A 24,116-nucleotide genomic window follows, 5' to 3' on the forward strand; every position below is an offset into this window, starting at 1 on the left:
CCTGCAAATTTTCGGCTTTTTTCTGCTACGGTGAAGGACATGCCGGACTTAACGTCTTCCGCCACCGAAGAGGACCGTAATTTCTCCACCGAGCAGGATCTCCTGGTGTTCGGTCAACGGTTGCGACACCTCCGTCGAGCAGCCGGCCTCACCCTTGTTGAGCTGGGAGAACGCGTCGGACGAGCCCCCTCGCAACTGTCGTTGCTGGAGAACGGGCACCGGGAACCCAAGCTTTCGTTACTTAGGTCACTCGCGTCCGCGCTCGGTAGCTCCGTGGACGACCTGCTGTCGAAAAAACCGCCGAATCGTCGCGCCGAACTCGAGATCGCCGTCGAGCAGGCCCAGCTCGACCCGATGTACCAACGCCTCGACGTCGCCCCGCTGAAGGTCGGCAAACGAGTGCCCACCGAAGCCCTCGAACACGTGCTCGCCCTCTACGAAGAGCTCAAGCGGCGCGAGACCAAGCAGGTGGCCACTCCGGAGGAAGCCCGGAAGGCGAACGCCGAGTTGCGCCGCATGATGCGCGAGCACAACAACTACTTCCCCGAGATCGAGAAGGCCGCCTCCCAGATCCTCGACAAGGTCGGCTACACGGGCGGTGCGCTCTCGGAAGGGATCATCCAGTCGATCGCCGCGCACCTGGGCTATGGGCTCCGCTTCGTCACCGACCTACCGCGCTCGGTGCGGTCGGTCACCGACATGCGGCACCACCGGATCTTCCTGCGGCGGGAATCGCTCGGCATGCACAGCCCGCGCACGATCCTGTTGCAAACCCTCGGGCACCTCACCCTCGGACACCGGCAGCCGCGCGACTTCGCGGACTTCCTGCGCCAGCGCGTGGAGGCCAACTACTTCGCCGCGGCCGTCCTCATCCCGGAGCGCACGGCGGTGAGCTTCCTGCAACAGGCCAAGAAGGACCGCGACCTCGCGGTTGAAGACCTGCGCGACGTGTTCTCGGTCTCCTACGAGATGGCCGCCCACCGGTTCACCAACCTCGCCACCCAGTACCTCGACCTGGTCTGCCACTTCGTGCGCAACGACGAGACCGGGATCATCTACAAGGCTTACGAGAACGACGGGCTCGTGTTCCCCACCGACCCCTCCGGCGCGATCGAGGGCCAACGGATGTGCAGGCACTGGGCCGGCCGCATGGTGTTCGCGTCCGCCGACCGGTATTCGACCTTCTACCAGTACACGGACAAGCCCGGTGCCACGCACTGGTGTGTCGCGCACGTGGATCCCAACCGTGGCCGGGACTTCGCGATCACTCTCGGCGTCCCGTACACCGAGTCGCGCTGGTTCCGCGGGCGGGACACGACCAACCACTCCAAGTCCCGCTGCCCCAACGGGGAGTGCTGCCAGCGGCCGCCCGCCGAACTGGCGAACCGGTGGCAGGGCATGGTGTGGCCGTCGGCCCGCGCGCACTCGCACGTTCTCTCGGCGCTGCCCTCGGACACCTTCCCCGGGGTCGACGAGGCTGACGTGTACGCGTTCCTCGAGACTCACTAGAGCCGACGGAGGCCTGGAACGAGCAGGAGAACACGGTGGGCCGCGAATGCCCTGGCCGCTCCCTTCGCGTCGGCGTCCGGCACCCGCGGCGCCAGCCCGCCCCGGCAGGATCAAGAACACCTCGGCCGAGTACGGGCTGGCGTCACGAGTGGTCAGAACGTCACGTCGACCTGCGCGACGCGCGTCAGGACACGCCGGACTTCTCGGTGGCGCGCGGGGCACCGGTCCCGCTGGCGTCGGCCAACGACTTGCCCTTCGTCTCCTCGGCCCACGCCACGGAGACCAACAACCCGATCACGGTGATTCCCGCGCCGATGTACATCGTCGTGGCAGTGCCGAACTGCTCCAGGGACAACGGCACCAGGTAAGTACCGACGGCCGCTCCCACCCTGCTGAACGCCACGGCCAAACCGATCGCCGATGCCCGAATCGACGTGGGGAACAGCTCGTTCGGATAGAGCCACTCGAGGATTCCCGGCCCGCCGGCGAAGAACGCGTACAGGCAGAAGCATCCGATCACGATGAAGACCGGTGCGGTCGGCCACCAACCCAGCACCGCCAGCGGAATGATCATGAGCGCGAAGGACCAGATGATCGTCTTTCGCCGACCGGCGGTGTCCAGCAGCCGCATCGCGGGCAGGCACCCGAGCAGGAACAGCGCGCTGATCAACCCGGATCCCAGGTTGCTCAGGTTCGCCGAATCCAGCCCGAACGCGGCCAGCATCTTGGGTCCGAACAAGTACATGGCCCACATGGGAATGACCTGGCAGGTGTAGAAGATCGAGATGAACATGACCCGCCGCAGGTAGAGCCCGCTGAGCAGTTCCCGCATGCTGCCGCTCTGCACTTCGGCCTCGCGGGCGCCGAGCAGATCTTCGCGAGAGACGGTGGTTCCGAGGATTCGACGCACGAGTTCGGCGGCCTCGTCCACACGGCCTCGATCCACCAGCCATCGCGGTGATTCGGGCGTGCCGTGACGCATGGCCAGCACGAGCGCGCTCAGCACAGCCGCGCTGCCGAGGATCCAGCGCCAGCCCTGAGGCCCGGTGATCTCGGTGATCGCCCACCCCACGGCGTAGGAGAGCATCGCGCCGACGTACCAAGCGGCGATGACACCTCCCATGGCCCGCGCACGCTGCTTGCGGGGGAACCACTCGGCCAGCAATGCGGTGGCGATCGGGTAGTCCGCACCGACGGCGAACCCGATCACGAACCGCAACACGATCAACTGCCACGCCTCGGTGACGAACACGCACAGCACCGAGGCCACCATCAGTACCGCGAGATCGATCGTGTACATCGCACGGCGGCCGACCCGGTCGGTGAGCGGACCGATCAGCAGGCCACCCAGGAACATGCCCACCAGCGCGACGACACCGACCAGTGCCGAGGACGTAGTGCTCAGGCTCAGCTCCTCGGTGATGCCGACCAGCGCGACCCCGATGATGCTGAGCAAGTACCCGTCGAGCAGCGGTCCTCCGCAGCAGGCGACGAGGAGTTTCCTGTGGAATGGGCGCATTCGCGCGTTCTCGACGGCGTCGAGTTCCATTGGTATTCCTCCGGTTGTTGATGCCCACCGAGTGGGAGAACCCGGCGGACAGGATCACAGAAAATGATCTCGACACGTCGCCCCACGCCGCGAATCGAGATCGGACGATCCGTTCTCCCCGCGCTCCACCTCCTCTCCATCCACGGTCCCGCATTCGGGCCGAACTACTCAGATCGGCAACCGTAACGCGTTTGACCAGGTGTTATATCTCCACATTGGCCAAAATTCAGATAGCGCAAATTACCGATAACACCGGAACATGACACTATCCCGCCCGAACCAGAAATCACGCACGGCGCCGGATGTTTCTGAATACCGGTTATCGATAGGCGCTATAGATTCGATCTATTCTAGCAGATCACGCGTCTTTTCATTTGTCACTGAGACACCGGTTACTGCCATTGTTCGGACACTGATCTGGTCAACCGGACGAACTCCGCCGCGGCCGGGGAAAGCGGCCCCGGGCGCCAGAAGAGAACACCGCGCCGGACGACCTTCGGCCGTAGCGCCAGCACCACGGCCCCTCGTTCGGCCGCGTCCTCGGCCATCGACCTCGGCAGCAGCGTGGCCCCCGCGCCGGCAAGCACCAGCGGCACGATCATCGCCTGGTGCGCCGTCTCCACCGCAACAGTGGGCTCGATTTCATGGGTGCTGACCGGCCCCTGACCACCGGCCTGGCCCCGGCGCCCCACGGTGTCCTCGATGACCTCGCGAGTCGCGGTGCCCTTCGGTGTGGTGACCCAGTCCAGCGCCGCCAACTCGGCCATCCGCAACCGGGCCCGGTCGGTGGGGGTTTCCGGCGGCAACACGGCGAAGATCTCCCGGGCACGCAGGACGATGCCGTCCAGATCACCGACCACCAGATCAGCCGATTCGACCATCCCGAGTTCGCACTCACCCGCCCGCACCGCCGCGGTGACGTCGGAGCCGAGTTCCGGATCGGAGATCCGCACCCCGACCTTCGGATGCTCTCGCAAGTAAGTGCCGACCAGCTCGGCCAGCGGATCCACCGCCAGCGTGGTCTGAGCGACGATGTCGAGTCGCCCACCGGCCAGCCCGAGAACCTCCCGCACCGAATCAGCAGCCGTGCTCAGGTCACGCATCACCAGCCTCGCCGGTTCCAACAGCGCCTGCCCGGCGCTGGTCAGCACCACACCCTGCGGCAGCCGGTGGAACAGCTTGCCGCCGAGCCTGCTCTCCATCGAACCGATCGCGTGCGAGAGCGACGGCTGGGCAACCCGCATGGCTTGGGCGGCAGCCGTGAAGCTGCCATGTTCGGCGATGGCCAGGAAGTACTCCAACTCGCGCCGCTCCATGCGTCAACTCTCCCGCACACGGGCGGAACCGCGCTCCACACCACGCGCGGCAGAGCGTTCCACCGAATCGACTCCCGCGCGGGAACTGCTCCGAGTCCCGGAGCCCGGACGCTCGGAGAGGCGGTCGTACTGGTGGTCACGCGTCCCGAGCACAGCGGAATCCCACATTCCCGGTTCCGGTGTCCGGTGCGAGCCCCTGGCGTGCGGAGACCCGGTAGCGGCGGCAGTACGAGTCGTGGCACAGGTAAGACCCGCCGCGGGCGATCCGGTAGTCACCACCCGGCGGTCCCACCGGATCCGTGCGCGAATCCCGGAACGTGGCGTGAAACCAGTCCGCGCACCACTCCCACACGTTTCCCGTGGTGTTGTGCAGGCCGAAGCCGTTGGGTTCGAACTCTTCCACCGGGCACGTGCCGTGCCAGCCGTCATCCCGGGTGTTGTGTTGCGGGAACGTGCCCTGCCATACGTTCATGCGGTGTTCGCCACCCGGTTCGAGCTCGTCGCCCCAGGGGTAGGTGGCACCGGAAAGACCACCGCGCGCCGCGTACTCCCACTCCGCTTCGGTCGGCAGCCGTAGACCTGCCCACCGGCAGTAGGCCTGCGCGTCCGACCACGAAACGTGCACGACCGGATGCTGCGTCCTTTCATCCACACCGGACTGCGGTCCTTCCGGATGCCGCCAGTCGGCACCTTCGACCTGGCGCCACCACGGCGCGTTCGCGACGCCGCGGGTGGGCGGAAACTCGTCCGGGAGCAGACCGCCGAACACGAACGACCAGCCGTAGCGCTCGGACTCTGTTCGATAACCGGTGTCCTCGACGAACTCGGCGAACTCCGCATTGGACACGACCGTCCGGCTGATCCAGAACGGGGAGAGCTCGACCGCGCGCACCGGCCCCTCACCGTCGTCCCGGTAAGCCTCCGGAGCTTCGCTGCCCATCAGGAATTCGGTTCCGCCGAGCAGCACCATCGAGTCGGTGCTGCCCGAACGACCCTCCGCTGCGGGCCCGGGTTCCGTTCCACGCCCCGACGAGGGAGCGCAACAAGATCCGGCCTGCTCAGTCATGCGCCATCCTGAATCGTTGGGAAGAAGACGGATCCGCCACGTCGCTGCACAGATCGTCGCCCAGATCGAGGCGGACCCACCGCAGGTGACCGGTGAAGGCGTTGTCGACCGGGGCGTAGTCGTCGGTCACCGGGGACGCGCGATCCACTCCGATATCGAAGGTCTCGTCGAAAGCGAAGTAGTACGGGATGGTGCCGTCGACCCTGGTAGCGCCGGCCTTCGTTCCGTCGACGAGCAGCCGGGCATCACCACCCTTGCCAACACCGCCGCCGTCGTAGTCGAACTCCAGCCGGATCTCGTGCTCCCCGGCGTCGAGCGCTTCGCTTCCCGCGGTTTTGTGGATCTCCAAGCCGAAGTAGTTGTAGGCGTAGCAAGGACGTCCGTCCGACAGGTACAGCGACCAGCCACCGAAACGACCGCCCTGCGCCACGATCACGCCATCGGCACCGTTCTCCGGCACCTCGACGAGCGCGGTCACCGAGTGCGAGCGGTTCTTGACGTTGGGCGCCGTCTCCTCCGTCAGCCGCTTCGCCCCTGCGTGGAAGGTGATGCTCGAACGGTCACCCATCAGGTCGAGCCGTCCGGCCTCCTTGGGGTTCTCCCGCTCGGTCATCCGGTCGTCGAGCGGAAAGACCTGGTGCTTGGCCGCTTCAACGAGGAACAGCTGCTGAAGTTCCCGCAACTTGCCGGGATGTTCGTCGGCGATGTCGTGCGCCTGCGTCCAGTCCACATTGGTGTCGTAGAGCTCCCAACGATCGTCGTCGAAGTAGCGGCGACCACCCTCCTGGACCATTTCCCACGGGGTTCCGTGCCGAGTCACCGCCATCCACCCGTCGTGGTAGATCCCGCGGTTGCCGACCATCTCGAAGTACTGCAGGCGATGACGCTCGGCGGCCGACTCCTCGTTGAAGCTGTAGAGCATGCTGGTGCCCTCGATGGGCTGCTGCGAGACCCCCTGGAACGACGAGGGGTGCGGAAGCCCAGCGGCTTCCAGAACCGTCGGGAGCACGTCGATGACGTGATGCCACTGGTTGCGGATGCCGCCTCGTTCCTCGATGCCCTGCGGCCAGTGGACGATCATGCCGTCACGCGTGCCGCCGAGGTGTGAGGCGACCTGCTTCGTCCACTGATACGGCGTGTTCATCGCCAGCGCCCAGCCCACGGGGTAGTGGGCATGCGTAGTGGCGTCACCCAACGCGTCGAGGTGCTCGGCCATGAACTCGGCGGAGTCCTCGAGACCACTGGCCTGCCGGTGCTCGTTGAGCGTGCCGCCCAGTCCGCCCTCGGCGGAGGCACCGTTGTCTCCCAGGATGTAGACGATCATGGTGTTGTCGAGCTCTCCCAGCTCGTCCAAGGCGTCCACCAACCGGCCCACCTGCACATCGGTGTGCTCGGCGAAACCGGCGTAGGTCTCCATCAGTCCGGCCGCGACTTCACGTTCGGCCTCGGACAGCTCGTCCCAGTGCGGCACGCCTTCCGCCCACGGTGCGAGCTCGGCATCCTCCGGCACGACGCCGAGTTCCTTCTGCCGCCGCAAGGTGATCTCGCGCTGCTCGTCCCAACCGTGGTCGAACCGGCCCTTGTACTTGTCCCGGTACTCCTTCGGCACGTGGTAAGGCGCGTGCGTCGCACCGAACGGCAGGTAGGCGAAGAACGGTGCCTCCGGCTTGAGGGTGTTCTGCGTGCGAACCCAGTCGATCGCCTGGTCCACCAGGTCCTCCGACAGGTGGTACCCGTCCTCGGGGCGCTCGGACGGCTCGACCGGGGTCGTGCCGTCGAACAGCACCGGATACCAGTGGTTCATCTCCGCGCAGACGAATCCGTAGAACTTCTCGAACCCCTCGCCCGTGGGCCATCGGTCGAACGGGCCCGCCGCGCTCACATCGCGGGCGGGCGTCTGGTGCCACTTGCCGAACGCCCCGGTGTTGTAGCCGTTGTCCCTGAGCACCTGGCCCATCGTGGCTGCGCTGCGCGGACGGATGCCGTTGTAGCCGGGGGCTGCGCTGGCCATCTCGGTGGTCACGCCCATGCCGACCGAGTGGTGGTTGCGGCCGGTCAGCAGCGACTGCCGGGTCGGCGAGCAGATCGCCGTGACGTGGAACCTCGTGTAGCGCAGTCCCTCGTCCGCCAACCGGTCCGCTGTCGGCATCTCACACGGTCCGCCGAACGCGCTCGGAGCACCGAAACCCATGTCGTCGAGCAACACGACCACGACGTTGGGAGCACTTGCCGGGGCGTCGACGGGGCGCACCGGCTCGAAGGCCGGGCTCTGATCACGCGCGTCCAGGGCCGTACCGGACTGACTGACGGCGTCCGGAATCGGCAACTGTTCACGAGACACGCCGGATCCGCTCATGCTCGACCTCCTGCATCACATGGAAAGAACTCCGGAGAGCGATCAAGACCACGCTGTCCATCGCCGACCACGTCGACGGCCGCGGCTCTCACGGAGGCATTCAAGTCGCGAGGAATGCTAGTTCGGTGTTACTTCAGTGCAAGGCTTCCATTCACCAAGCGTGAGTCGTGGCCCACACTCGGACGACTTTCGCCCTGTTCGCGAGGGCACCAACAGTCCCGAAGACCGGTTCCGAATACTTTCCATAGAAGCTGACTATGGCCGTGCTCGCACTCGCCGCGGCAGGAGACGGGAGACCTGCGCGGAGTGGCTCCGCGAACACTCTCCGAAACAAAAAAATCGGCTGCGGTGCGTCCGGCTCGTTGCCGTCCGCACCGCAGCCGATGCCGCGCGTGCTCGGTGTTCCTACTTCTTGCCCTTGGGCTTTTCCTCCTTGGTACCCGCGCCCTCGTCGGTGGACAGGGCAGCGACGAAGGCCTCCTGCGGAACCTCGACCCGACCGATGGTCTTCATCCGCTTCTTGCCTTCCTTCTGCTTCTCCAGCAGCTTGCGCTTCCGGCTGATGTCACCGCCGTAGCACTTGGAAAGCACGTCCTTGCGGATGGCGCGGATCGTCTCCCGCGCGATGATCCGCGAACCGATCGCGGCCTGGATCGGCACCTCGAACTGCTGCCTGGGGATCAGGTCTCGCAGCTTCGTGGCCATCTTGGTGCCGTAGGCGTAGGCGGCGTCGCGGTGCACGATGGCGCTGAAAGCGTCCACCGCCTCGCCCTGCAGCAGGATGTCGACCTTCGCCAGGTTGGACGCCTGGGTGCCCGCTTCCTCATAGTCCATCGAGGCGTAGCCCTTGGTGCGGGACTTGAGGTGATCGAAGAAGTCGAACACGATCTCGGCGAGCGGCATCGTGTAGCGCAGCTCGACCCTGCTCTCGGAGAGGTAGTCCATCCCGTTGAGCTGACCCCGCCTGCTCTGGCACAGCTCCATGATCGTCCCGACGAATTCCGACGGAGCGATGACCGTGCACTTGGCGATCGGCTCGTGCACCTCGCCGACCTTGTTCTCCGGCCAGTCCGAAGGGTTGGTGACCTCCAGATCGCTGCCGTCCTCCAACTTGACCTGGTAGACGACGTTGGGCGCCGTGGAGATGAGGTTCAGCCCGAACTCGCGCTCCAACCGGGCGCGGGTGATCTCCAAGTGCAGCAGCCCGAGGAAACCGCACCGGAAACCGAACCCGAGCGCCCCGGACGTCTCGGGCTCGTAGGTCAGCGCCGCGTCGTTGAGCAGCAGCTTGTCCAACGCGTCCCGCAGGATCGGATAGTCCGAACCGTCCACCGGGTAGAGTCCCGAATACACCATCGGAAGCGGCTCGCGGTACCCGGGAAGGGGCTCTTCCGCGCCGCGCTTGTCCGAGGTGACGGTGTCGCCGACCTTGGACTGCCGGACGTCCTTCACACCGGTGATGAGATAGCCGACCTCGCCGACGCCGAGCCCTTCGGAGGGCTTCTGGTCCGGCGAGATGATGCCGACCTCCATCAGCTCGTGGGTCGCCCCCGTGGACATCATCTTGATCTTCTGGCGGGGCGTGATCCGGCCGTCGACGACCCGGATGTAGGTCACCACACCGCGGTAGGTGTCGTAGACGGAGTCGAAGATCATCGCGCGCGGAGCGGAGTCGTCCTGGCCCACCGGAGCGGGCACGTTGTTGACGACCGCGTCGAGGACCTCCCCGACCCCGTCACCCGTCTTGGCCGACACCCGGAGCACGTCGGAGACCTCGCAGCCGATGATGTGCGCGAGTTCGGCCGCGTACTTGTCGGGCTCGGCCGACGGCAGGTCGATCTTGTTGAGCACGGGAATGATCTCGAGTTCGTGCTCCATCGCCAGATACAGGTTCGCCAGCGTCTGGGCCTCGATGCCCTGCGCGGCGTCGACCAGCAGAATGGCGCCCTCGCAGGCGGCCAACGAGCGGCTCACCTCGTAGGTGAAGTCCACGTGGCCAGGTGTGTCGATCATGTGCAGGACGTGCTCGGTATCGTCCACGACCCACGGCAGGCGCACGTTCTGCGCCTTGATCGTGATCCCGCGTTCGCGTTCGATATCCATCCGGTCGAGGTACTGCGCCCGGTAAGCGCGTTCTTCGAGCACCCCGGTGAGCTGCAGCATCCGGTCGGCCAGCGTCGACTTGCCGTGGTCGATGTGCGCGATGATGCAGAAGTTCCGGATGCGCTCCGGAGGTGTGAACGTGGTGTCGGCGAAGCTGCTCACTCAGTGTTCCTCGCGGGATGTCGGCTCGTTCGGTCATGGCTGGTGCACGGATTCACCCATATCGTCCCACGACACGCGGTGTGCTCTGTGCCCAACTCCGGTGCATTCGACGAGCGGCTTCCGGCCGAGCGGGCTGCGCTGGCCGGACGGACGTTCGGGCTGATCTTTCCGACGACCCGTCTCGGCCCGCGGCTCAGGGCTGTCGGACGTCCGCGCGCAGCGGATGATCGGACGGGATCTCCACCAGCACGATCCGCATGCCGTCCGGGTCGGCGATCCACGCCTCGTCCAGACCCCACGGCTGACGTTCGGGTTCGGCCAGCACCGTCACCCCGCGCTCGACCAGCCGGGCGAACTCCGCCTTCACGCCCCGTACCTGCAGCCACAACACCTGGTCGGGGCTCGGCCCGTGCTCCCCTTCTCCGGACACCTCCAGGAACCCCTGACCGAGGAAGAAGACCGTCCCCACCGGAAACTCCCGGAAGATGGCCAACTCCAGCACGTCCCGGTAGAAGCGGAGCGAACGTTCACGGTCGTGCGGCCGCAGGATCATGCGGCTGTTCAGGATCTCCATACCTCTGTTCTACCCGCCCCGAACTCAGGTGACGCCGGCCAGAACCACACCCGCGCCCAACAACCGCCGTACCGGCTGGGCCTCGTTCAGCAGGACCCAGGCCAACCACGCCGCCAGCACGATGCTCAGCTCTCGCGCGGGAGCCACGAGGCTCGCCGGCGCGAGTCGCATGGCGAACGGGACCAGGACGTAGGCCAGTGGGGACAACACCGCCACCGCCACGACCGGGCGACGGTGCCCCGACCACATCTCGGCGATCCGAGTCAGCAGAACCTGGCAATCGGCCCCATGGCACTCCTGCTCCCCAGCAGCACCAGCGGTCTTCTCACGCACCGCTGAACACGCGCGCATCAGAACGGCACGGACTCGACACCTGGTACATGAAAACGGGCCCCGCCTCACGTGGAGGCGGGGCCCGTCTACTCACCGTTGTGTCACGGTGTCACCCGGGACTCAGAGCGCGCGAACGCCGCTGGCCTGCGGGCCCTTCTGGCCCTGGGTGATCTCAAAGCTCACGGCCTGGTTCTCTTCCAGGGTGCGGAAGCCGGTGCCGTCGATCTCCGAGTAGTGCACGAAGACGTCCGGCCCGCCACCGTCCGGGGCGATGAAGCCGAAGCCCTTTTCGGAGTTGAACCACTTCACGGTGCCCTGCGTCATATCTGTCTCCTAACAGGGGCTGGTACCGGTACCGCACTTTACGGCAACCGGGGCCTATTCCAGACGGCGAACTCTCCAGCTTGCGAGGAGAACAGCTTCGCGCCCGCAACAATCTTTCGCGAGCGTGTCGAACACGACCACAAAGAACAGCCGACCAATACAACCACACTCACGCCAGGATCATTCCTTCGCCCTCGCCGAACTTGCCCGCCCGCCGTGGGGGGACCGGGAACAAGCCTCCAACAAGACCGCCGAACACGCAAAACGTGATCACCTCATGCCCCCAGGGCGAGCTTCCAGCCGAGGCTGGCGACCAGGCCGAACAGCACGGTGAGAAAGACCCGGCGGACGAAGCCCGAGCCACGCCGGGATGCCAGCGCGGCCCCGAACACGCTCCCCGACATGTTTGCCGTCGCCATCGCCAGCGCGAGTCCCCACAACACCTTGCCCGCTGGGACGAAGAACACGAGAGCACCGAGGTTGGTGGCCACGTTGACGACCTTCGCGGTGGCGGAAGCGCTGACGAAGGCGTACCCGATCAGCCCGACCAGCAGGAAAACCAGGAACGACCCTGTGCCGGGACCGGCGATGCCGTCCCAGAAGCCGATGACGGCGCCACCGGCGAGCATCAGCAGCAGTTGCCTGCGCCGCCCCGCCGGCACCGCATCGGCCGCGCCGAGCGCGGGCGTGCGCCACGTATAAATGCCCACCCCCACCAGGGCCACCAGTACCACCACGTTGAGCACATCGGACGGGAGGGCATCGGCGAACACCGCTCCGCACAACGAGCCGAAAAACGCGATCACCGCCATCGGCAGGGCGCTGTGCCAGTCGATCCGCGTTCGCTTGGCGTAGGTGCGAGCGGCTGCGGCGGTCCCCGCCACGGACGCGACCTTGTTGCTCGCCAACGAGTGAATCGCCTCACCCCCGGGCATGATCAGGAGCATCGCGGGCAGCTGGATGAGACCACCACCACCGACGATCGCATCGACCGCCCCCGCGAGGAACGCGGCACCACACAGGAACATCAGCCCCGCCAGTGAGATTTCGGCGAATCCGGGCCAATTCAACGCGGTGAGCACGGACGCGCAGACTATCCGGCGCGGCCCGGCAGGCCCCGCCCACCTCCGCCTGTCGAGAGCGAGAAGATTCCGTGTCCACCCCGCCTGCCGAGGAGGTGTGCGCGGCTTGTCGAGGGCTCACGTGGTTTTGCGAGAGGCGTTCGCGACTCGACGAGGGGGCTTGCGCAGCTTGCGGAGGCGGCTTGCGCAGCTTCGGAAGCCGCCGCGGAGGGGTTGCCCGGCAGCAACGTCGCAGGCCCGCATTGATAGTATCGACGGCCGTGTCGTGCGGCATTCCGCAATGGAGGAAGGCTGCGCTCGCGCAGCGCCACGAATGCGCGGCACACCAGACCAGCGACGAGGAAGAGGCGCAACAGTGGCCAACATCAAGTCTCAGATGAAGCGGATGAAGACCAACGAGGCGAACCGCCAGCGCAACCGGGCCTACAAGTCGGCGGTCAAGACCGCCCTCCGCAAGTTCCGCGAGGCCGCTGACTCCGGCGACAAGACCAAGGCCGTCGAGCTGGAGCGTGCCGCGGGTCGTTCGCTCGACAAGGCCGCCAGCAAGGGCGTCATCCACGCCAACCAGGCCGCCAACAAGAAGTCGGCGATGTCCAAGCGCACCAACGCGCTCTGATTCGCAGCAAGTTGGCAGGCCCTCTCCTCCTGGTGGTGGAGAGGGCCTTCTGCTGTCCGGGGCGGCGCGCGAGACCCGCCTCCGAAGCATTCCCTAGTTGTTCCGCCCGACGCGCAGGTCGGTCAATCGCAGCACGGTCCGCTCCAGCGCGTACGAGGCGTCCGCAGCCACGCCCTTTACGTCGGCGTTGACCTCGGCGACCGCCGCCAATGCCTCGCCCACCGCCGCGCCGTTCCACCCGCGGGCCTGCGCGAGCGCCTTCTTCACTTTCCACGGCGGCATGCCCAGTTCGCTGGCCAGGCGGTACTGGTCGTTGCCACCCGCCGCGGCGACCCTGCCGATGGTGCGCACCGAATCCGCGAGCGCGTCGGCGATCAGCACGTGCGGGACGCCCAGTTGCAGAGCCCAACGCAGCGCTTCGAGGGCACCTGCGCGATCACCGGTGACTGCCTTCTCCGCCACCACGAAACCGGTGACCTCCGCGCGTCCCCGGTGGTATTGGCGAACGGCCGTCTCGTCGATCTTGCCGCCGGTGTCGGCAACGAGCTGCGAAGCCGCCGAGGACAGCTCCCGAAGGTCGTGGCCGACCGACTCGATGAGCGCGCTGACGCCGGAGGCCTCGATGCGGCCACCGGCTCGGCGAACCTCTTCGCGGACGAACGCCTCGCGCTCCGCGGGTTTGGTGATCTTGTTGCATTCGACCGCACGCGCATCGATCTTGCGCAAGGCGTTCGGCAATTCCTTGGCGTTCTTCCCACGGCCGCCACCGCTGTGGACGACAACGAGAATCACCCCGTCGGCGGGTTGGCGCGCGTGGGTGAGCACGGCCTCGACGATCTCTTTGCCGCCTTCCTGAGCCCCCTCCAGGACGATGACCCGCCCTTCGGCGAACAGCGAAGGGCTGAGCATTTCGTCCAACCCCGGAGGGGTGAGGTCACTCACCTTCATTCGGCGCAGCTCGGTCTCGGAATCCGCCGCCCGCGCGGCGTTCACCACTTCGCGAACTGCCCGATCCACCAGCAATTCTTCTTCGCCGAGGATCAAATGAAGCGGACCGGCCAGCACCCCTGGTGCACTCATGGGCCCATGCTCCCACGTGACCTGGGCAACCCTCTTAGGTCCCGGAGTATGGACACCGTGCTGGCCAGAAAGCGACACCGTCCCGTAGCGTTGCCGCCACAACCGAATAGCTCATCCAGAGGGGCAGAGGGAACGGCCCGTAGAAGCCCCGGCAACCGATATCGGCGATTCGCACCATTCTTTCCCGCGAGGCCGCCGAAAAAAGGTGCCAATTCCGACCCGTGCGCGGGACAGATGAGGGAAAGGACCTCGCGATGACTGCTGCTGCCCAGCCCACCACTACCCGGACCTACGACCTCGGACCTGCCACCGAACTGGTGTCCAAGGAAGAAGGCCACCGCCAGCCGTTGGCCCCCGAGTTCGTCTCGCTGGAAGATTTCTCGCCGCTGGAAGTCGCATACGACTTCGGTCGCGTCCGCCGCGAGGACATCGAGGCCGGCCCACGTTCGATCTGGCGCTACAAGCAGCTGCTGCCCGTGCCGACCACCGTCGAGCAGCACCAGAACACCGAACCCGGCTGTACGAGGCTGGTGCGTGCCGATCGACTCGCCAAGGCGCTCGGCGTCAAGCAGATCTGGATCAAGGACGACACCGGCAATCCCACCCACTCGTTCAAGGACCGCGTGGTCGCCGTTGCCTTGGCGGCCGCCCGCGAATTCGGTTTCACCACGCTCGCTTGCCCGTCGACGGGCAACCTCGCGAATGCCGTCGCCGCGGCCGCAGCTCGCGCCGGTTGGGACTCGGTCGTCCTGGTCCCGGCCACGCTGGAGCGCGCCAAGATTCAGATGAGCGCTGTCTACGACGGTTCGCTCCTGGCGGTGGACGGCAACTACGACGACGTGAACCGGCTGGCGACCGAGCTCGCCTCCGAGCACGAGGACTGGGCGTTCGTGAACGTCAACGTTCGCCCGTACTACTCCGAGGGCTCCAAGACGCTGGCCTTCGAGGTCGCCGAGCAGCTGGGGTGGCGGATCCCCGAGCAGGTCGTGGTTCCGATTGCTTCGGGCTCGCAGCTGACCAAGGTCGACAAGGGCTTCAAGGAACTCGCCCGCTGCGGCCTCGTCGAGGACAGCCCGTACCGGGTGTTCGGTGCGCAGGCGAGCGGGTGCTCGCCGGTGGCTTCGGCCTACAAGGACGAGCAGGACGTGGTCCAGCCGGTGCGTCCGGACACCATCGCCCGCTCGCTGGCCATCGGTGCGCCCGCGGACGGCCCGTACGTTCTCGACGTCGTGCGCCGCACGAACGGTGCGATCGAGGACGTCACCGACCAGGAAGTCATCGAGGGCATCCAGCTGCTCGCCCGCACCGAGGGCATCTTCGCCGAGACGGCCGGCGGTGTCACCGTGGCCACGACCAAGAAGCTCATCGAGCAGGGCAAGCTCGACCCGGACGCCGAGACGGTGCTGATGATCACCGGTGATGGCCTCAAGACCCTCGACGCCGTGCAGGAGCACGTCGGCCCGAAGGCCACCGTCGCTCCCACGACCGCGGCAGTGAACGAGGTCCTCGGGTACTGATCGGTGGATTCGCCCGGGCCTGCGCTGACGTGGCCCGGGCATTCCGCCGAGGGCGCAGAGCGTCCGTCTCCGCCGGGCCGGAGTTCAGTCGTCGGCCCGAATCGGATCACCTCGCTTCTCCACTCTCGCACCGTGCGGGCCGGGGTGGACCGCCAGATCGCCACCCCGGTCGGTCCGCGCGACGTTCGCACCCGCACGGGCGAGCGCGCCGAGCACGAGCGGGCTCGGATGGCCGTAGGAATTGCCGTCGCCCACGCTGATCAGCGCCAGTTCGGCCTGCGTCGCGTCGATGAAGCGGGGAGCCGTGTAGCGGGAGCCGTGGTGCGGAACCTTGATCACTTCGGCACTCAGGTCGGTTCCGCCGGCCAACAGCTGTGACTGCCCGGAGAGTTCCACGTCGCCGGTGAGCAGGATCCGTCCCGCCGGGGTCGAAGCCTTCAGTACGAGGGACGCGTCGTTGGCATCGTCGGCTTGGCTGGTTCGGGCCAGCGCACCTGTCGGCCCCAGCACTTCCAGCTCAAGGCTCGGCCATGCGACCCGTTGCCCGGCTTCGAGCTCGACCACCGGCACCTCGTCTGCGGTAGCCGTCTGACGCAGCTCCGTCCAGGCCCAAGCTGGTTCGCGCAACTTCCCGGTACCGATCATCATCACGTGCTGGTCGGCCAACACGCCGGAAAGACCGCTCACGTGGTCGGCGTGCAGATGCGAGAGCACCAGCAGCGGAACCCTCTTGATTCCCAGTCGCGCCAGACAATCCGTCATCCGGGACGGGTCCGGTCCGGTGTCCACCACCACCGCTTCTTTCGGATTCCCGGTCGCGAGCACCAGCCCATCGCCTTGGCCGACGTCGCAGGCAACCATGCTCCAGCCCTGCTCGGGCCACCCGGGTACGACCCGGCGAACCGGCACGAGGACGACGACGGTGAGCACGACCAGCACGGCAAGCGCCCCGCGAAGGCGTCGGCTACGCAACACGATCAGCAGCACCAACGCCAGCACCGCCAACAGCGCCCCGCCGTTCGTTCCCGCGGGCCAATCGACCGTGGCTCCCGGTACAGCGGCCGAGTGGCGTGCCACGAACAGGACCCATTCGAGCTCGGGCCCGGCCAGCCACACGCACGCGTGAGCTACCGCCGGCACGACGGGGGCGCTGATCGTGGCCAGCACGCCCAGCACGGTCGCGGGAGCGATGACCGGGCCTACCAGCAGGTTCGCGAGCACCGAGACCAGGCTGATCTCTCCGGCCACGGCCGCGATGAGTGGAGCTGTCACCAGTTGGGCGGCCGCCGGAACCGCCACGGCTTCGGCGATCCCGGTCGGGAGACCGCGGGTGCGCAGCGCCTCCGACCAGACCGGGGCCAGCAGTACCAGCCCGGAAGTCGCGCACACCGACAACGCGAACCCGACGTCAGTCGCCAGACCGGGCAGCACGAGCAGCAATCCGACCACGCTGGCGCACAGCGCGGGCATGGCCGAGCGCTCACGTCCCAACACCAGAGCCAGTAGCGTGATCATGCCCATCACAGCTGCCCGCAGGACGCTGGGTTCAGGACCGGCGAGCACGACGAAACCGATCAGTGCCGCGCTCGCCGCGAACGCGGAGGGCCACGGCCCGGCCCCGACTCCGCGCAGGAGCAACAGGACCGCACCGCACACGATTGCCAGGTTCGCGCCCGAGACGGCCGTGAGATGGGTGAGTCCCGCGTCGGTGAACTCCCCGACCACCTCCGGCGGAAGCGCACCGGTATCCCCGACGACGAGTCCGGGTAGGAGGCCCGCTGCGGCCGGGCCGAGCATCGTAGCGGACGTTCGGCGCAGTCCTTCCCGCAGTTCCTCGGCCGCACGCTGCCAGCCAGGAGCGGGCTCGACCGCTGTGGGTGGCCGGAACACCTGCAGTACCGCGGCGGTGAGTTCACCGGAGCGAGGCGGGACCGCCTTGCCGCTGGTCGTGACCTGCTGGCCTGCGATCAACTCGTGCCAGGAGTCGCTGGGGACGAGCAGCAGCACGGAGCCGCCTGTCACGATCCGCTCGTGACCGCGTTCCAACGACCGGAGCCGCGCCCGAACCAGCGACCGGTCCTGGGCTCGGCGTGCACCGTAGGACTCGCCCCGTAGCACTCGCGGAGCCATGTCCAGTTCGACTCGCACAGTGACTTTCGCACCGCTTCGCGCGATCTCCCGGAGCGGATGTCGCTCGACCTGGTGGGTCCGAGCCGCCATTCCCGCCGACGCCGTACACCCGAGGACCAGCACCGCCAGAACTCCGTTGATCCAGCGGTGCGCCTTCCCCACCCTCCGCACCAGCACGCCCGCTCCGAGCAACGAGCCGGCCAGGACCGTCAGCGGAACCCAACCCAGCGGAACGGCCACGAGAGTGACCGCCCAGACCACCAGCGCCGCCGGAGCGAGTCGGAGGTCGACGGCCGCCAGCCCGGGAACGGTGGTCATACCCGCACCAGATCCCGCAGGCGGGAAAGCCGGACCTCCCCGATGCCTGCGACTTCACGTAGTTCGTCCACCGACGTGAACGACCCGTTCTCGGTGCGCCAGTTCACGATCCGTTCGGCGGTGACCTCGCCGACTCCGGGCAGCTCATGAAGATCCTCCTCGGTTGCCGTGTTCAGGTCGATCCGCCTGCCGGAGCCTGCTGGGGACTCGCCGGGTGCAGCGGGGTCTTCGGGAACCTCGACTCCGGGCGGCACGGGAACCGCGACGTGGAGCTGCTCGCCGTCGACGAGTTCGCGGGCGAGATTGATCGTGGTGACATCGGTGCCCGGCAGCGCACCGCCGACGGATTCGAGCGCGTCGGCCACCCTGGCACCTTCGTCCAGGCTGATCAGTCCTGGCCGGGCCACCTGGCCGACCACGCTGACGACTATCTCCGCGGGCGGGGCGCTGGTGCTCGGCGCGGCGACGATCGACGGTGGTGGCGGCGGCGCTGACTCGGCTTCCGGCTGCTCGACCCACGTGGTGGCGGCAACGACGAGCAAGCCGAGCACGGCGAGCAGGGACAACCCGAGCAGCCCGGCTCGGCCGGGATCGAACCTGGCATGCCGCAGTGATTCGGGCAGCCACCGTGCGGGCAGCCACCGAGCCGCCAGTTCGGACATCCATTCCCGAGACCGGGTGGGCCGCGTGGCGGCCTCGACATCGTCTTCTTCGTCGCGGTGCGTCATCAACGCCCGCAGGCGTGCACGCGGGTCGGCCGCCGCCGAACTGGGCGTGGGATCCGCGCGTTCGTCGACAGTCCCGGACGCGGCAGTCCCGGAACCGGCTGTCCCGGAAGCGGCGGCGGCAGTCATGGGCGCGGTGGAGCGGGCGGCATTCGCCGGCGCAGCGGAGAGATCGACCATGCATCCGAAGCTAGAGCGAGGCGAAAACCCCTGTACATCAGCAAAAGCAAGACCGTGGAGAACTGACTCCACTGTGGATGACTCGCCATCGCATCACCCGAACAGGACGAGCGGATGCACCACGATAGGAGGAATTTCCGAGCTTGCAAGAAAAACCGCAGAGCGCAATGCGTCCGCAGGTAGGCCAGCCCGCGGTACTACTTCGCCGGTGAGCGCCAGCCGCCCGGCAGCAGCACCACGCCGACCGCTCCCGGCCCGATGTGCGCGCCGATCACCGGCCCCACCTCGGACACCACGCAGTCCTCACACTCCACGACCGTCGACCGGACCCGATCCGCGATGGCTTCCGCGCGCTCCGGTGCCGCCAGGTGGTGAACCGCGATGGACACCGACGATCTACCGGCGGCTTCGCCTGCCAGGTCCACCAATCGCGTCATCGCCCGCGCCGTGGTGCGCACCTTGTCCAGCACATCGATCCGGCCCTGGTGCACGTGCAACAACGGTTTGATGGCCAGAGCGGTCCCCAGCAGAGCGGCAGCCGTACCGATGCGACCACCGCGGCGCAGGTACTCCAGCGTCTGCACCGAGAACAACGTGGTGGTCTCCTCAGCCGCCGCGGTCGCACGGCGCTCCACCCCCGCGAGTTCGGCTCCTTCCGCAGCGCTCACGGACGCGGCGAGCGCGGCGAACCCCAGCCCCATCGCCGCCGAACGAGAATCGATGACGCGAATCCGCTCCGGGTCGACCTCGTTCGCAGCCAGTCGGGCCGCATCCCACGTGCTCGACAACCGCCTGGACAGGTGGAGCGATACGACCCCGTCAGCGCCCTCGTCCAGCACTTCCCGGTAGACGCGCGCCAGGTCCGCGGCGCTCGCACCGGACGTCGTGACCCGCTGCTTGCGCTCGAACGCCGTCGCGAGCTCGTCCGAACCGAATCCGGGCTCCGCGAAGGTGCCCACACCGTCGACGCTCACGTGCAACGGCACGGACCGGATGGCATGCCGGTCTGCCAAACCGTCCGGCAGATAGGCGGTCGAATCGGTGACGACGGCAATGGACAACGCGAATCAATTCTCGTGGACGGGTTGGGGAACGGTGGGCAGCTGGGCGCTCAGAGCGGCGTGCCGCCGTTGTAGGTGATCAGGCGCCAGCGGGCATCCTGCCCACTCCGCCGGGAGAGCACGACCCAATGGCAGTTCGCGACACCACCCAGACTCGGCCACATGTCCACCGGCCAGTCCAGCAGCCGCGCCGTCAACGCCGTGATCAGTCCGCCGTGCGCGCAGAGCAGCGCGGTGCCGTTCTCGGCGAGATCGAGTTCCTCGACGACTTCGACGGCCCGAGCGGCCACATCCACCCTGGATTCGCCGCCGGGCGGCGCCCAGGTGGGCGTCGCCCGCCAGGTTCCCATCGCACCCGGCCAACCGTGTTCCACCTCTGCCCCGCTCAGACCCTGCCATTCACCCAGGTGGGTTTCCCGCAGGCGTTTGTCCGGCCGGGCCTGCATGCCACTGACTTCAGTGAACATCGCGGCGGTCGACGCGGCTCGACGCAGGTCCGAGGTGAGCGCGACCGCCGGCTGGAAACCGGCCACGGCCGGAGCGGCTCCCCGAGCCTGCTCCCGTCCGGTCTCGGTCAGTGAGGTGTCGAGGTGTCCCTGGATCCGTCCGGCGGCGTTGTAGTCGGTCTCGCCGTGCCGCCAGAGCACCAGCCGCTGTAACGTCACTGCGGGCCGCTCTCCTGTTCGGCGTCCGAACCGCCCTCGTTTTCCGAACCGCCTGCGCTTCCCGAACCGCCTGCGCTGTCAGGGCCGGCGTTGCGATCTTCGAAGTCGATCCGGGGGCAGTCCTTCCAAAGCCGTTCCAGCTCGTAGAAGGCACGCTCATCCACGTGCTGGATGTGCACGACCACGTCGACGAAGTCCAGCAGGATCCAGCGGCCTTCGCGTTCTCCTTCGCGCCGCACCGGCTTGTGCCCCGCGGCGCGCATCTTCTCCTCGACCGACTCGACGATCGCGTCGACCTGCCGCTCGTTGGGCGCGGATGCGATCACGAAGCAGTCGGTGATGATCAGCTGCTCGGATACGTCGAGCAGAACCAGGTCATGGGCCTTCTTGTCCGCCGCCGCCTGCGCCGCTACAAGGGCGATCCTGCGGGCATCTTCACTGGCTGCCACGTCACTCCTCTCGGTGGGCACGGTCTGTGCACCACACCGGACAAAGGATATCCAGCCGGTTGTGACCTGGCGGCATCCCGCCGGGGTCGCCGTGAGATCGGTAACCGCGAGTATATCGAGCGAGCATCCGCGTAACCGTTGGTGATGGCCTGACCTCGACCGTTCACGAGGTGCCCTGATCGACTGGCCGGGACGCGCGCCGCTCGGCACCGTGGAGGCAGTGCTGCCCGGTGCGGAACCGGTGTGCCGCGCACCGGACCGGTGCAGCGACGGGGGCCAGGCATGAGAATGCTTTTGAAAGTCTCGATCGACACGGAGAAGGGCAACCAGGCGTTTCGCGACGGCACGTTGCCAAAGGTCATGCTGTGGGCCAGGGATGAGCTGCAGCCGGAGGCGGCGTTCTTCAGCCCGTCGAACGGAAAGCGCACCGCGTACTTCGTGTTCGACATGCAGGACGCTTCTTATCTTCCGTCGATCGTCGAACCGTTCTTCGAGACCCTCGGAGCCCAGGTCGAATTCGCGCCGGCGATGGATTTCGACGATATGCAGGCCGGAGTCCAACGGGCCGGGGAGGTCCTGAAGAACTTCCAGTGACGCTGCCGAGCGGGGCCCGGCCGTGCGCCGGGCCCTTTCAGCGATCGCGCCGCGCCTCGAACGGGAAACAGCCGAACTCCACCGCCCGGACGTGCACCGGCTCGACCACCGGCAGTGGTAGATCGCTGGTGCAGGACCAGGCGTTGTCGGTGAGAACGCGCTCGACGGTGACGCCGTTGTGCGGCGCACCAGGCGTGTGCACGGCGAAGGAACGCCGTCGATTCGTCGCTCGGGCCAGGTCCGCCCAGCTGATAACCCGGCTGATCCGAGATGCACCGGATTTTTACCGGATGCTCACGGTCCCCACTCCGGTGCTGGTGAGCCGGGCTCCGGCCGGTACAGGCCCCGCTTGGCGATGTACTGCACGATTCCGTCCGGCACCAGGTACCAGACGGGCAGGCCCGCGCGCACCCGCTCGCGGCATCCCGTCGAGGAGATCGCCATCGCCGGGATCTCGACCAGCGACGCGACGCCCTTGGGAAGATGTTCACCGTCCAGCGAGTAGCCGGGCCGGGTGACACCGATGAAGTGCGCCAGGTCGAAGAGCTCCTCCACCCGGTGCCACGACAGGATCTGTTCCATCGCGTCCGCGCCGGTGATGAAGTACAGCTCGGCGTCCGGGAAGAGCCCGCGCAGATCCTTGAGCGTGTCGAGGGTGTAGGTGGGTCCGCTTCGATCGACATCGACCCGGCTGACCAGGAAGCGCGGGTTCGACGCCGTGGCGACGACCGTCATGAGATAGCGGTCTTCGGCCGGACTCACCTCTTCATGGCCCTTCTGCCAAGGCTGCCCGGTCGGCACGAAGACGACCTGCTCGAGTCCGAACTGGGCCTGCACCTCGCTGGCGGCGACGAGGTGCCCGTGATGGATGGGATCGAACGTGCCACCCATTACGCCGATCCGGCGCCGATGAGACATGGAACCGACCCTAATGGTTTGGAGTTGACCGTGGGCCCGGCCACCGCTCCCCCGGTGGCCGAGCCCACAGCCCTGCGCAACCGGTGGCAGCTGGGGGTCCACCTACCGGTAGCGGGCGCTGCCGTTTCGCAGGCGCGCACTGGTGGGAGTGCCGCCCGCATCTGTCATGACGCGGCCAACGGGATACGTGTTCGGGGTCACTCCATCGGCGACATGACCTTCCCCGTCTCGGTGTCGCGGATCGTGATCGCCTCCACCGGACACATCTCGGCAGCCTCCACGACTTCCTCGGCGGGTTCGACCCGCTCCCGCACCGGGCAGGAGACGCCGGTCTCCAGCTCGAAATGCTCGGGAGCGGTCGCCACACACATGCCGGACCCCACACAGAGGCCCCCGTCCACCTCGATCGACCAACTCATGGTCACCTCCCGACATCCGGCGTGAGCATGCACCAGACCGCCGCCGGGCGTGAACGGCGAACGTCGGCTCTCACCCGTTCGCGAACGTATCGATCGCTCATCGCCGCCCGTCCCCGAAACCCCGGGATCACAATTCGCGAGCCAGCTCCCACGGGAGAATTCGGACCGAATAGGCTCCGAGGAGCCCAGTAACCCGCACGAGCGAAGTGGGATGAGATGTCCTCCGCCGACCGTTCCGTGGCCGACAAGATCGCAGCCGAGATCGACACCACCAACCCCAGCATCGCGCGGGTATACGACGCGTTCATCGGCGGCAAGGACAACTACGAGGTCGACAGAGCAGTCCTGCGCGAGGTCCAGCGGATCGCTCCGGAGGCCGTGCAAACCGGGCGGTTGTGCCGCCAATGGCTGATCCGCACGGTCCGCTTCATGACCGGGCACGCGGGCATCACCCAGTTCCTGGACTGCGGATCCGGCTTGCCCACGGCCGAGAACACCCACCAGGCCGCCCAACGCCTCAATCCCGAAGCCCGCACCGTCTACATCGACAACGATCCGATGGTCGCCGCGCACGGGCGTGCCCTGCTCGAGGAGAACGACCGGACCCACTTCGCCGCGGCGGACCTGACCGAACCCCGCGCGCTGCTCGAAGACCCGGTCGTCACCAAGCACATCGACTTCGACCAGCCGATCGGCCTGATCCACTGCAACACGTTGCACCACGTTGCCGACGAGGCCGACCCGACCGAAATCATGCGGTACTACGTCGACGCGCTCCCCTCCGGTTCCTTCGTGGCGCTGTGCCACCTGTTCCACCCGGGGGATGGCAGCGGGCTGGCTCGAATGGCCGAGGATTCCCAAGAGCGGTTCCAGAGGCTCATGGGGACCTGCTACTACCGCGACCGCGCGCAGATCGAATCGTTCTTCTCGGGCTTGGAGATGGTCGAGCCGGGGCTGACGGAGCTGTTCAACTGGTGGCCCGACGGTCCCCTGCTCGCGCCGCCCAACGACGAGGATCGCCTGTTGCTGGGTGGAGTCGCCCGCAAACCTTGACCGGCCGGCCGTGAGCG

Annotated in this window: 23 protein-coding genes and 1 riboswitch; of the genes, 5 read left to right on the plus strand and 18 right to left on the minus strand. The window is 67.1% G+C overall.

What is annotated here, in order from left to right; all coding sequences use genetic code 11:
- Window positions 1-39 precede the first annotated feature (39 nt).
- A complete protein-coding gene (locus tag ACYVAN_RS21190) occupies window positions 40-1,509 on the plus strand; it encodes a helix-turn-helix domain-containing protein (RefSeq protein ID WP_460962299.1) in 1,470 nt (489 codons plus the stop codon).
- A gap of 184 nt (window positions 1,510-1,693) precedes the next feature.
- Here ACYVAN_RS21190 and ACYVAN_RS21195 read toward each other — a convergent pair whose 3' ends face one another.
- From ACYVAN_RS21195 to ACYVAN_RS21235, 9 genes are all read right to left on the minus strand, one after another.
- Window positions 1,694-3,058 (minus strand): MFS transporter, encoded by a 1,365-nt coding sequence (locus ACYVAN_RS21195; protein WP_460962301.1) that lies wholly within the window; start codon window positions 3,056-3,058, stop codon window positions 1,694-1,696.
- Window positions 3,059-3,450: 392 nt separating this feature from the next.
- Window positions 3,451-4,374, minus strand: a complete 924-nt coding sequence (locus ACYVAN_RS21200) for a LysR family transcriptional regulator (protein WP_460962303.1) — start codon at window positions 4,372-4,374, stop codon at window positions 3,451-3,453.
- A gap of 136 nt (window positions 4,375-4,510) precedes the next feature.
- Window positions 4,511-5,440, minus strand: a complete 930-nt coding sequence (locus ACYVAN_RS21205; RefSeq protein ID WP_460962305.1) for a formylglycine-generating enzyme family protein — start codon at window positions 5,438-5,440, stop codon at window positions 4,511-4,513.
- Window positions 5,433-7,796: an arylsulfatase gene (locus ACYVAN_RS21210; RefSeq protein WP_460962307.1), complete on the minus strand. Its 2,364-nt coding sequence runs from the start codon at window positions 7,794-7,796 to the stop codon at window positions 5,433-5,435. The genes ACYVAN_RS21205 and ACYVAN_RS21210 overlap by 8 nt, the downstream gene beginning before the upstream one ends.
- A gap of 405 nt (window positions 7,797-8,201) precedes the next feature.
- The gene (gene lepA / locus ACYVAN_RS21215; protein ID WP_460962309.1) at window positions 8,202-10,061 is read right to left on the minus strand and encodes a translation elongation factor 4; all 1,860 of its coding nucleotides are present in this window, start codon (window positions 10,059-10,061) and stop codon (window positions 8,202-8,204) included.
- Window positions 10,062-10,254: 193 nt separating this feature from the next.
- Window positions 10,255-10,635 carry a VOC family protein gene (locus tag ACYVAN_RS21220; protein ID WP_460962311.1) on the minus strand — a complete coding sequence of 127 codons (381 nt, stop codon included), beginning with the start codon at window positions 10,633-10,635 and terminating at the stop codon, window positions 10,255-10,257.
- 24 nt (window positions 10,636-10,659) lie between these two features.
- Window positions 10,660-10,968, minus strand: coding sequence for an EamA family transporter (locus tag ACYVAN_RS21225; protein WP_460962313.1), 309 nt, complete (start codon window positions 10,966-10,968; stop codon window positions 10,660-10,662).
- A 120-nt stretch (window positions 10,969-11,088) separates the two neighbouring features.
- Window positions 11,089-11,292, minus strand: coding sequence for a cold-shock protein (locus tag ACYVAN_RS21230; RefSeq protein WP_460962315.1), 204 nt, complete (start codon window positions 11,290-11,292; stop codon window positions 11,089-11,091).
- A gap of 275 nt (window positions 11,293-11,567) precedes the next feature.
- A complete protein-coding gene (locus tag ACYVAN_RS21235) occupies window positions 11,568-12,374 on the minus strand; it encodes a sulfite exporter TauE/SafE family protein (protein WP_460962317.1) in 807 nt (268 codons plus the stop codon).
- A 355-nt stretch (window positions 12,375-12,729) separates the two neighbouring features.
- On the opposite strand from ACYVAN_RS21235, the gene rpsT reads away from it, so the two are divergent.
- A complete protein-coding gene (rpsT, locus tag ACYVAN_RS21240; RefSeq protein WP_460962319.1) occupies window positions 12,730-12,990 on the plus strand; it encodes a 30S ribosomal protein S20 in 261 nt (86 codons plus the stop codon).
- A 93-nt stretch (window positions 12,991-13,083) separates the two neighbouring features.
- Here the strand turns inward: rpsT and holA are convergent, their stop codons facing one another.
- A complete protein-coding gene (gene holA, locus ACYVAN_RS21245; RefSeq protein ID WP_460962321.1) occupies window positions 13,084-14,070 on the minus strand; it encodes a DNA polymerase III subunit delta in 987 nt (328 codons plus the stop codon).
- A gap of 108 nt (window positions 14,071-14,178) precedes the next feature.
- A riboswitch (SAM riboswitch) is annotated at window positions 14,179-14,311 on the plus strand.
- A 13-nt stretch (window positions 14,312-14,324) separates the two neighbouring features.
- Here holA and thrC point away from each other — a divergent pair.
- Entirely contained in the window at window positions 14,325-15,587 is a 1,263-nt protein-coding gene (gene thrC / locus ACYVAN_RS21250; RefSeq protein ID WP_460962323.1) for a threonine synthase, read from the plus strand.
- A gap of 84 nt (window positions 15,588-15,671) precedes the next feature.
- On the opposite strand, the gene ACYVAN_RS21255 is transcribed toward thrC, so the two are convergent.
- The 5 genes from ACYVAN_RS21255 to rsfS form a co-directional block, all read right to left on the minus strand.
- Complete coding sequence (locus tag ACYVAN_RS21255; RefSeq protein WP_460962325.1) at window positions 15,672-18,035, minus strand: ComEC/Rec2 family competence protein; 2,364 nt, start codon at window positions 18,033-18,035, stop codon at window positions 15,672-15,674.
- Window positions 18,032-18,940 (minus strand): helix-hairpin-helix domain-containing protein, encoded by a 909-nt coding sequence (locus ACYVAN_RS21260; RefSeq protein WP_460962327.1) that lies wholly within the window; start codon window positions 18,938-18,940, stop codon window positions 18,032-18,034. The genes ACYVAN_RS21255 and ACYVAN_RS21260 overlap by 4 nt, the downstream gene beginning before the upstream one ends.
- 197 nt (window positions 18,941-19,137) lie before the next feature.
- A complete protein-coding gene (locus ACYVAN_RS21265) occupies window positions 19,138-20,001 on the minus strand; it encodes a DegV family protein (protein WP_460962329.1) in 864 nt (287 codons plus the stop codon).
- Window positions 20,002-20,051: 50 nt separating this feature from the next.
- Entirely contained in the window at window positions 20,052-20,666 is a 615-nt protein-coding gene (locus tag ACYVAN_RS21270; protein WP_460962331.1) for a histidine phosphatase family protein, read from the minus strand.
- Window positions 20,663-21,115 carry a ribosome silencing factor gene (gene rsfS, locus ACYVAN_RS21275; RefSeq protein WP_460962333.1) on the minus strand — a complete coding sequence of 151 codons (453 nt, stop codon included), beginning with the start codon at window positions 21,113-21,115 and terminating at the stop codon, window positions 20,663-20,665. Before rsfS ends, ACYVAN_RS21270 begins: the two co-directional genes overlap by 4 nt.
- A 243-nt stretch (window positions 21,116-21,358) precedes the next feature.
- Between rsfS and ACYVAN_RS21280 the strand changes: the two genes are divergently transcribed.
- Complete coding sequence (locus tag ACYVAN_RS21280; protein ID WP_460962335.1) at window positions 21,359-21,709, plus strand: hypothetical protein; 351 nt, start codon at window positions 21,359-21,361, stop codon at window positions 21,707-21,709.
- Window positions 21,710-21,746: 37 nt separating this feature from the next.
- Here ACYVAN_RS21280 and ACYVAN_RS21285 read toward each other — a convergent pair whose 3' ends face one another.
- The 3 genes from ACYVAN_RS21285 to ACYVAN_RS21295 all read right to left on the minus strand — a co-directional run bounded on the left by ACYVAN_RS21285 (window position 21,747) and on the right by ACYVAN_RS21295 (window position 23,046).
- A complete protein-coding gene (locus ACYVAN_RS21285; RefSeq protein WP_460962337.1) occupies window positions 21,747-21,911 on the minus strand; it encodes a hypothetical protein in 165 nt (54 codons plus the stop codon).
- A 92-nt stretch (window positions 21,912-22,003) separates the two neighbouring features.
- Window positions 22,004-22,627 carry a nicotinate-nucleotide adenylyltransferase gene (nadD, locus tag ACYVAN_RS21290; protein WP_460962339.1) on the minus strand — a complete coding sequence of 208 codons (624 nt, stop codon included), beginning with the start codon at window positions 22,625-22,627 and terminating at the stop codon, window positions 22,004-22,006.
- A 197-nt stretch (window positions 22,628-22,824) separates the two neighbouring features.
- Window positions 22,825-23,046 carry a ferredoxin gene (locus tag ACYVAN_RS21295; RefSeq protein WP_460962341.1) on the minus strand — a complete coding sequence of 74 codons (222 nt, stop codon included), beginning with the start codon at window positions 23,044-23,046 and terminating at the stop codon, window positions 22,825-22,827.
- Window positions 23,047-23,262: 216 nt separating this feature from the next.
- On the opposite strand from ACYVAN_RS21295, the gene ACYVAN_RS21300 reads away from it, so the two are divergent.
- Entirely contained in the window at window positions 23,263-24,099 is an 837-nt protein-coding gene (locus ACYVAN_RS21300) for an SAM-dependent methyltransferase (protein ID WP_460962344.1), read from the plus strand.
- The last annotated feature ends 17 nt before the right edge of the window (window positions 24,100-24,116 follow it).

The organism is Parasphingorhabdus pacifica (assembly GCF_054779195.1).

Bases quoted from the DNA above. Each gene is read 5' to 3' on its own strand.
- ACYVAN_RS21255 (WP_460962325.1), bottom strand. From the start codon at position 18,035: ATGACCACCGTTCCCGGGCTGGCGGCCGTCGACCTCCGACTCGCTCCG.
- ACYVAN_RS21220 (WP_460962311.1), bottom strand. From the start codon at position 10,635: ATGGAGATCCTGAACAGCCGCATGATCCTGCGGCCGCACGACCGTGAA.
- ACYVAN_RS21190 (WP_460962299.1), top strand. From the start codon at position 40: ATGCCGGACTTAACGTCTTCCGCCACCGAAGAGGACCGTAATTTCTCC.
- ACYVAN_RS21260 (WP_460962327.1), bottom strand. From the start codon at position 18,940: ATGGTCGATCTCTCCGCTGCGCCGGCGAATGCCGCCCGCTCCACCGCG.
- holA (WP_460962321.1), bottom strand. From the start codon at position 14,070: ATGAGTGCACCAGGGGTGCTGGCCGGTCCGCTTCATTTGATCCTCGGC.
- ACYVAN_RS21210 (WP_460962307.1), bottom strand. From the start codon at position 7,796: ATGAGCGGATCCGGCGTGTCTCGTGAACAGTTGCCGATTCCGGACGCC.
- thrC (WP_460962323.1), top strand. From the start codon at position 14,325: ATGACTGCTGCTGCCCAGCCCACCACTACCCGGACCTACGACCTCGGA.
- ACYVAN_RS21195 (WP_460962301.1), bottom strand. From the start codon at position 3,058: ATGGAACTCGACGCCGTCGAGAACGCGCGAATGCGCCCATTCCACAGG.
- ACYVAN_RS21230 (WP_460962315.1), bottom strand. From the start codon at position 11,292: ATGACGCAGGGCACCGTGAAGTGGTTCAACTCCGAAAAGGGCTTCGGC.
- ACYVAN_RS21205 (WP_460962305.1), bottom strand. From the start codon at position 5,440: ATGACTGAGCAGGCCGGATCTTGTTGCGCTCCCTCGTCGGGGCGTGGA.
- ACYVAN_RS21295 (WP_460962341.1), bottom strand. From the start codon at position 23,046: ATGAGTTGGTCGATCGAGGTGGACGGGGGCCTCTGTGTGGGGTCCGGC.
- ACYVAN_RS21200 (WP_460962303.1), bottom strand. From the start codon at position 4,374: ATGGAGCGGCGCGAGTTGGAGTACTTCCTGGCCATCGCCGAACATGGC.
- nadD (WP_460962339.1), bottom strand. From the start codon at position 22,627: ATGTCTCATCGGCGCCGGATCGGCGTAATGGGTGGCACGTTCGATCCC.
- ACYVAN_RS21300 (WP_460962344.1), top strand. From the start codon at position 23,263: ATGTCCTCCGCCGACCGTTCCGTGGCCGACAAGATCGCAGCCGAGATC.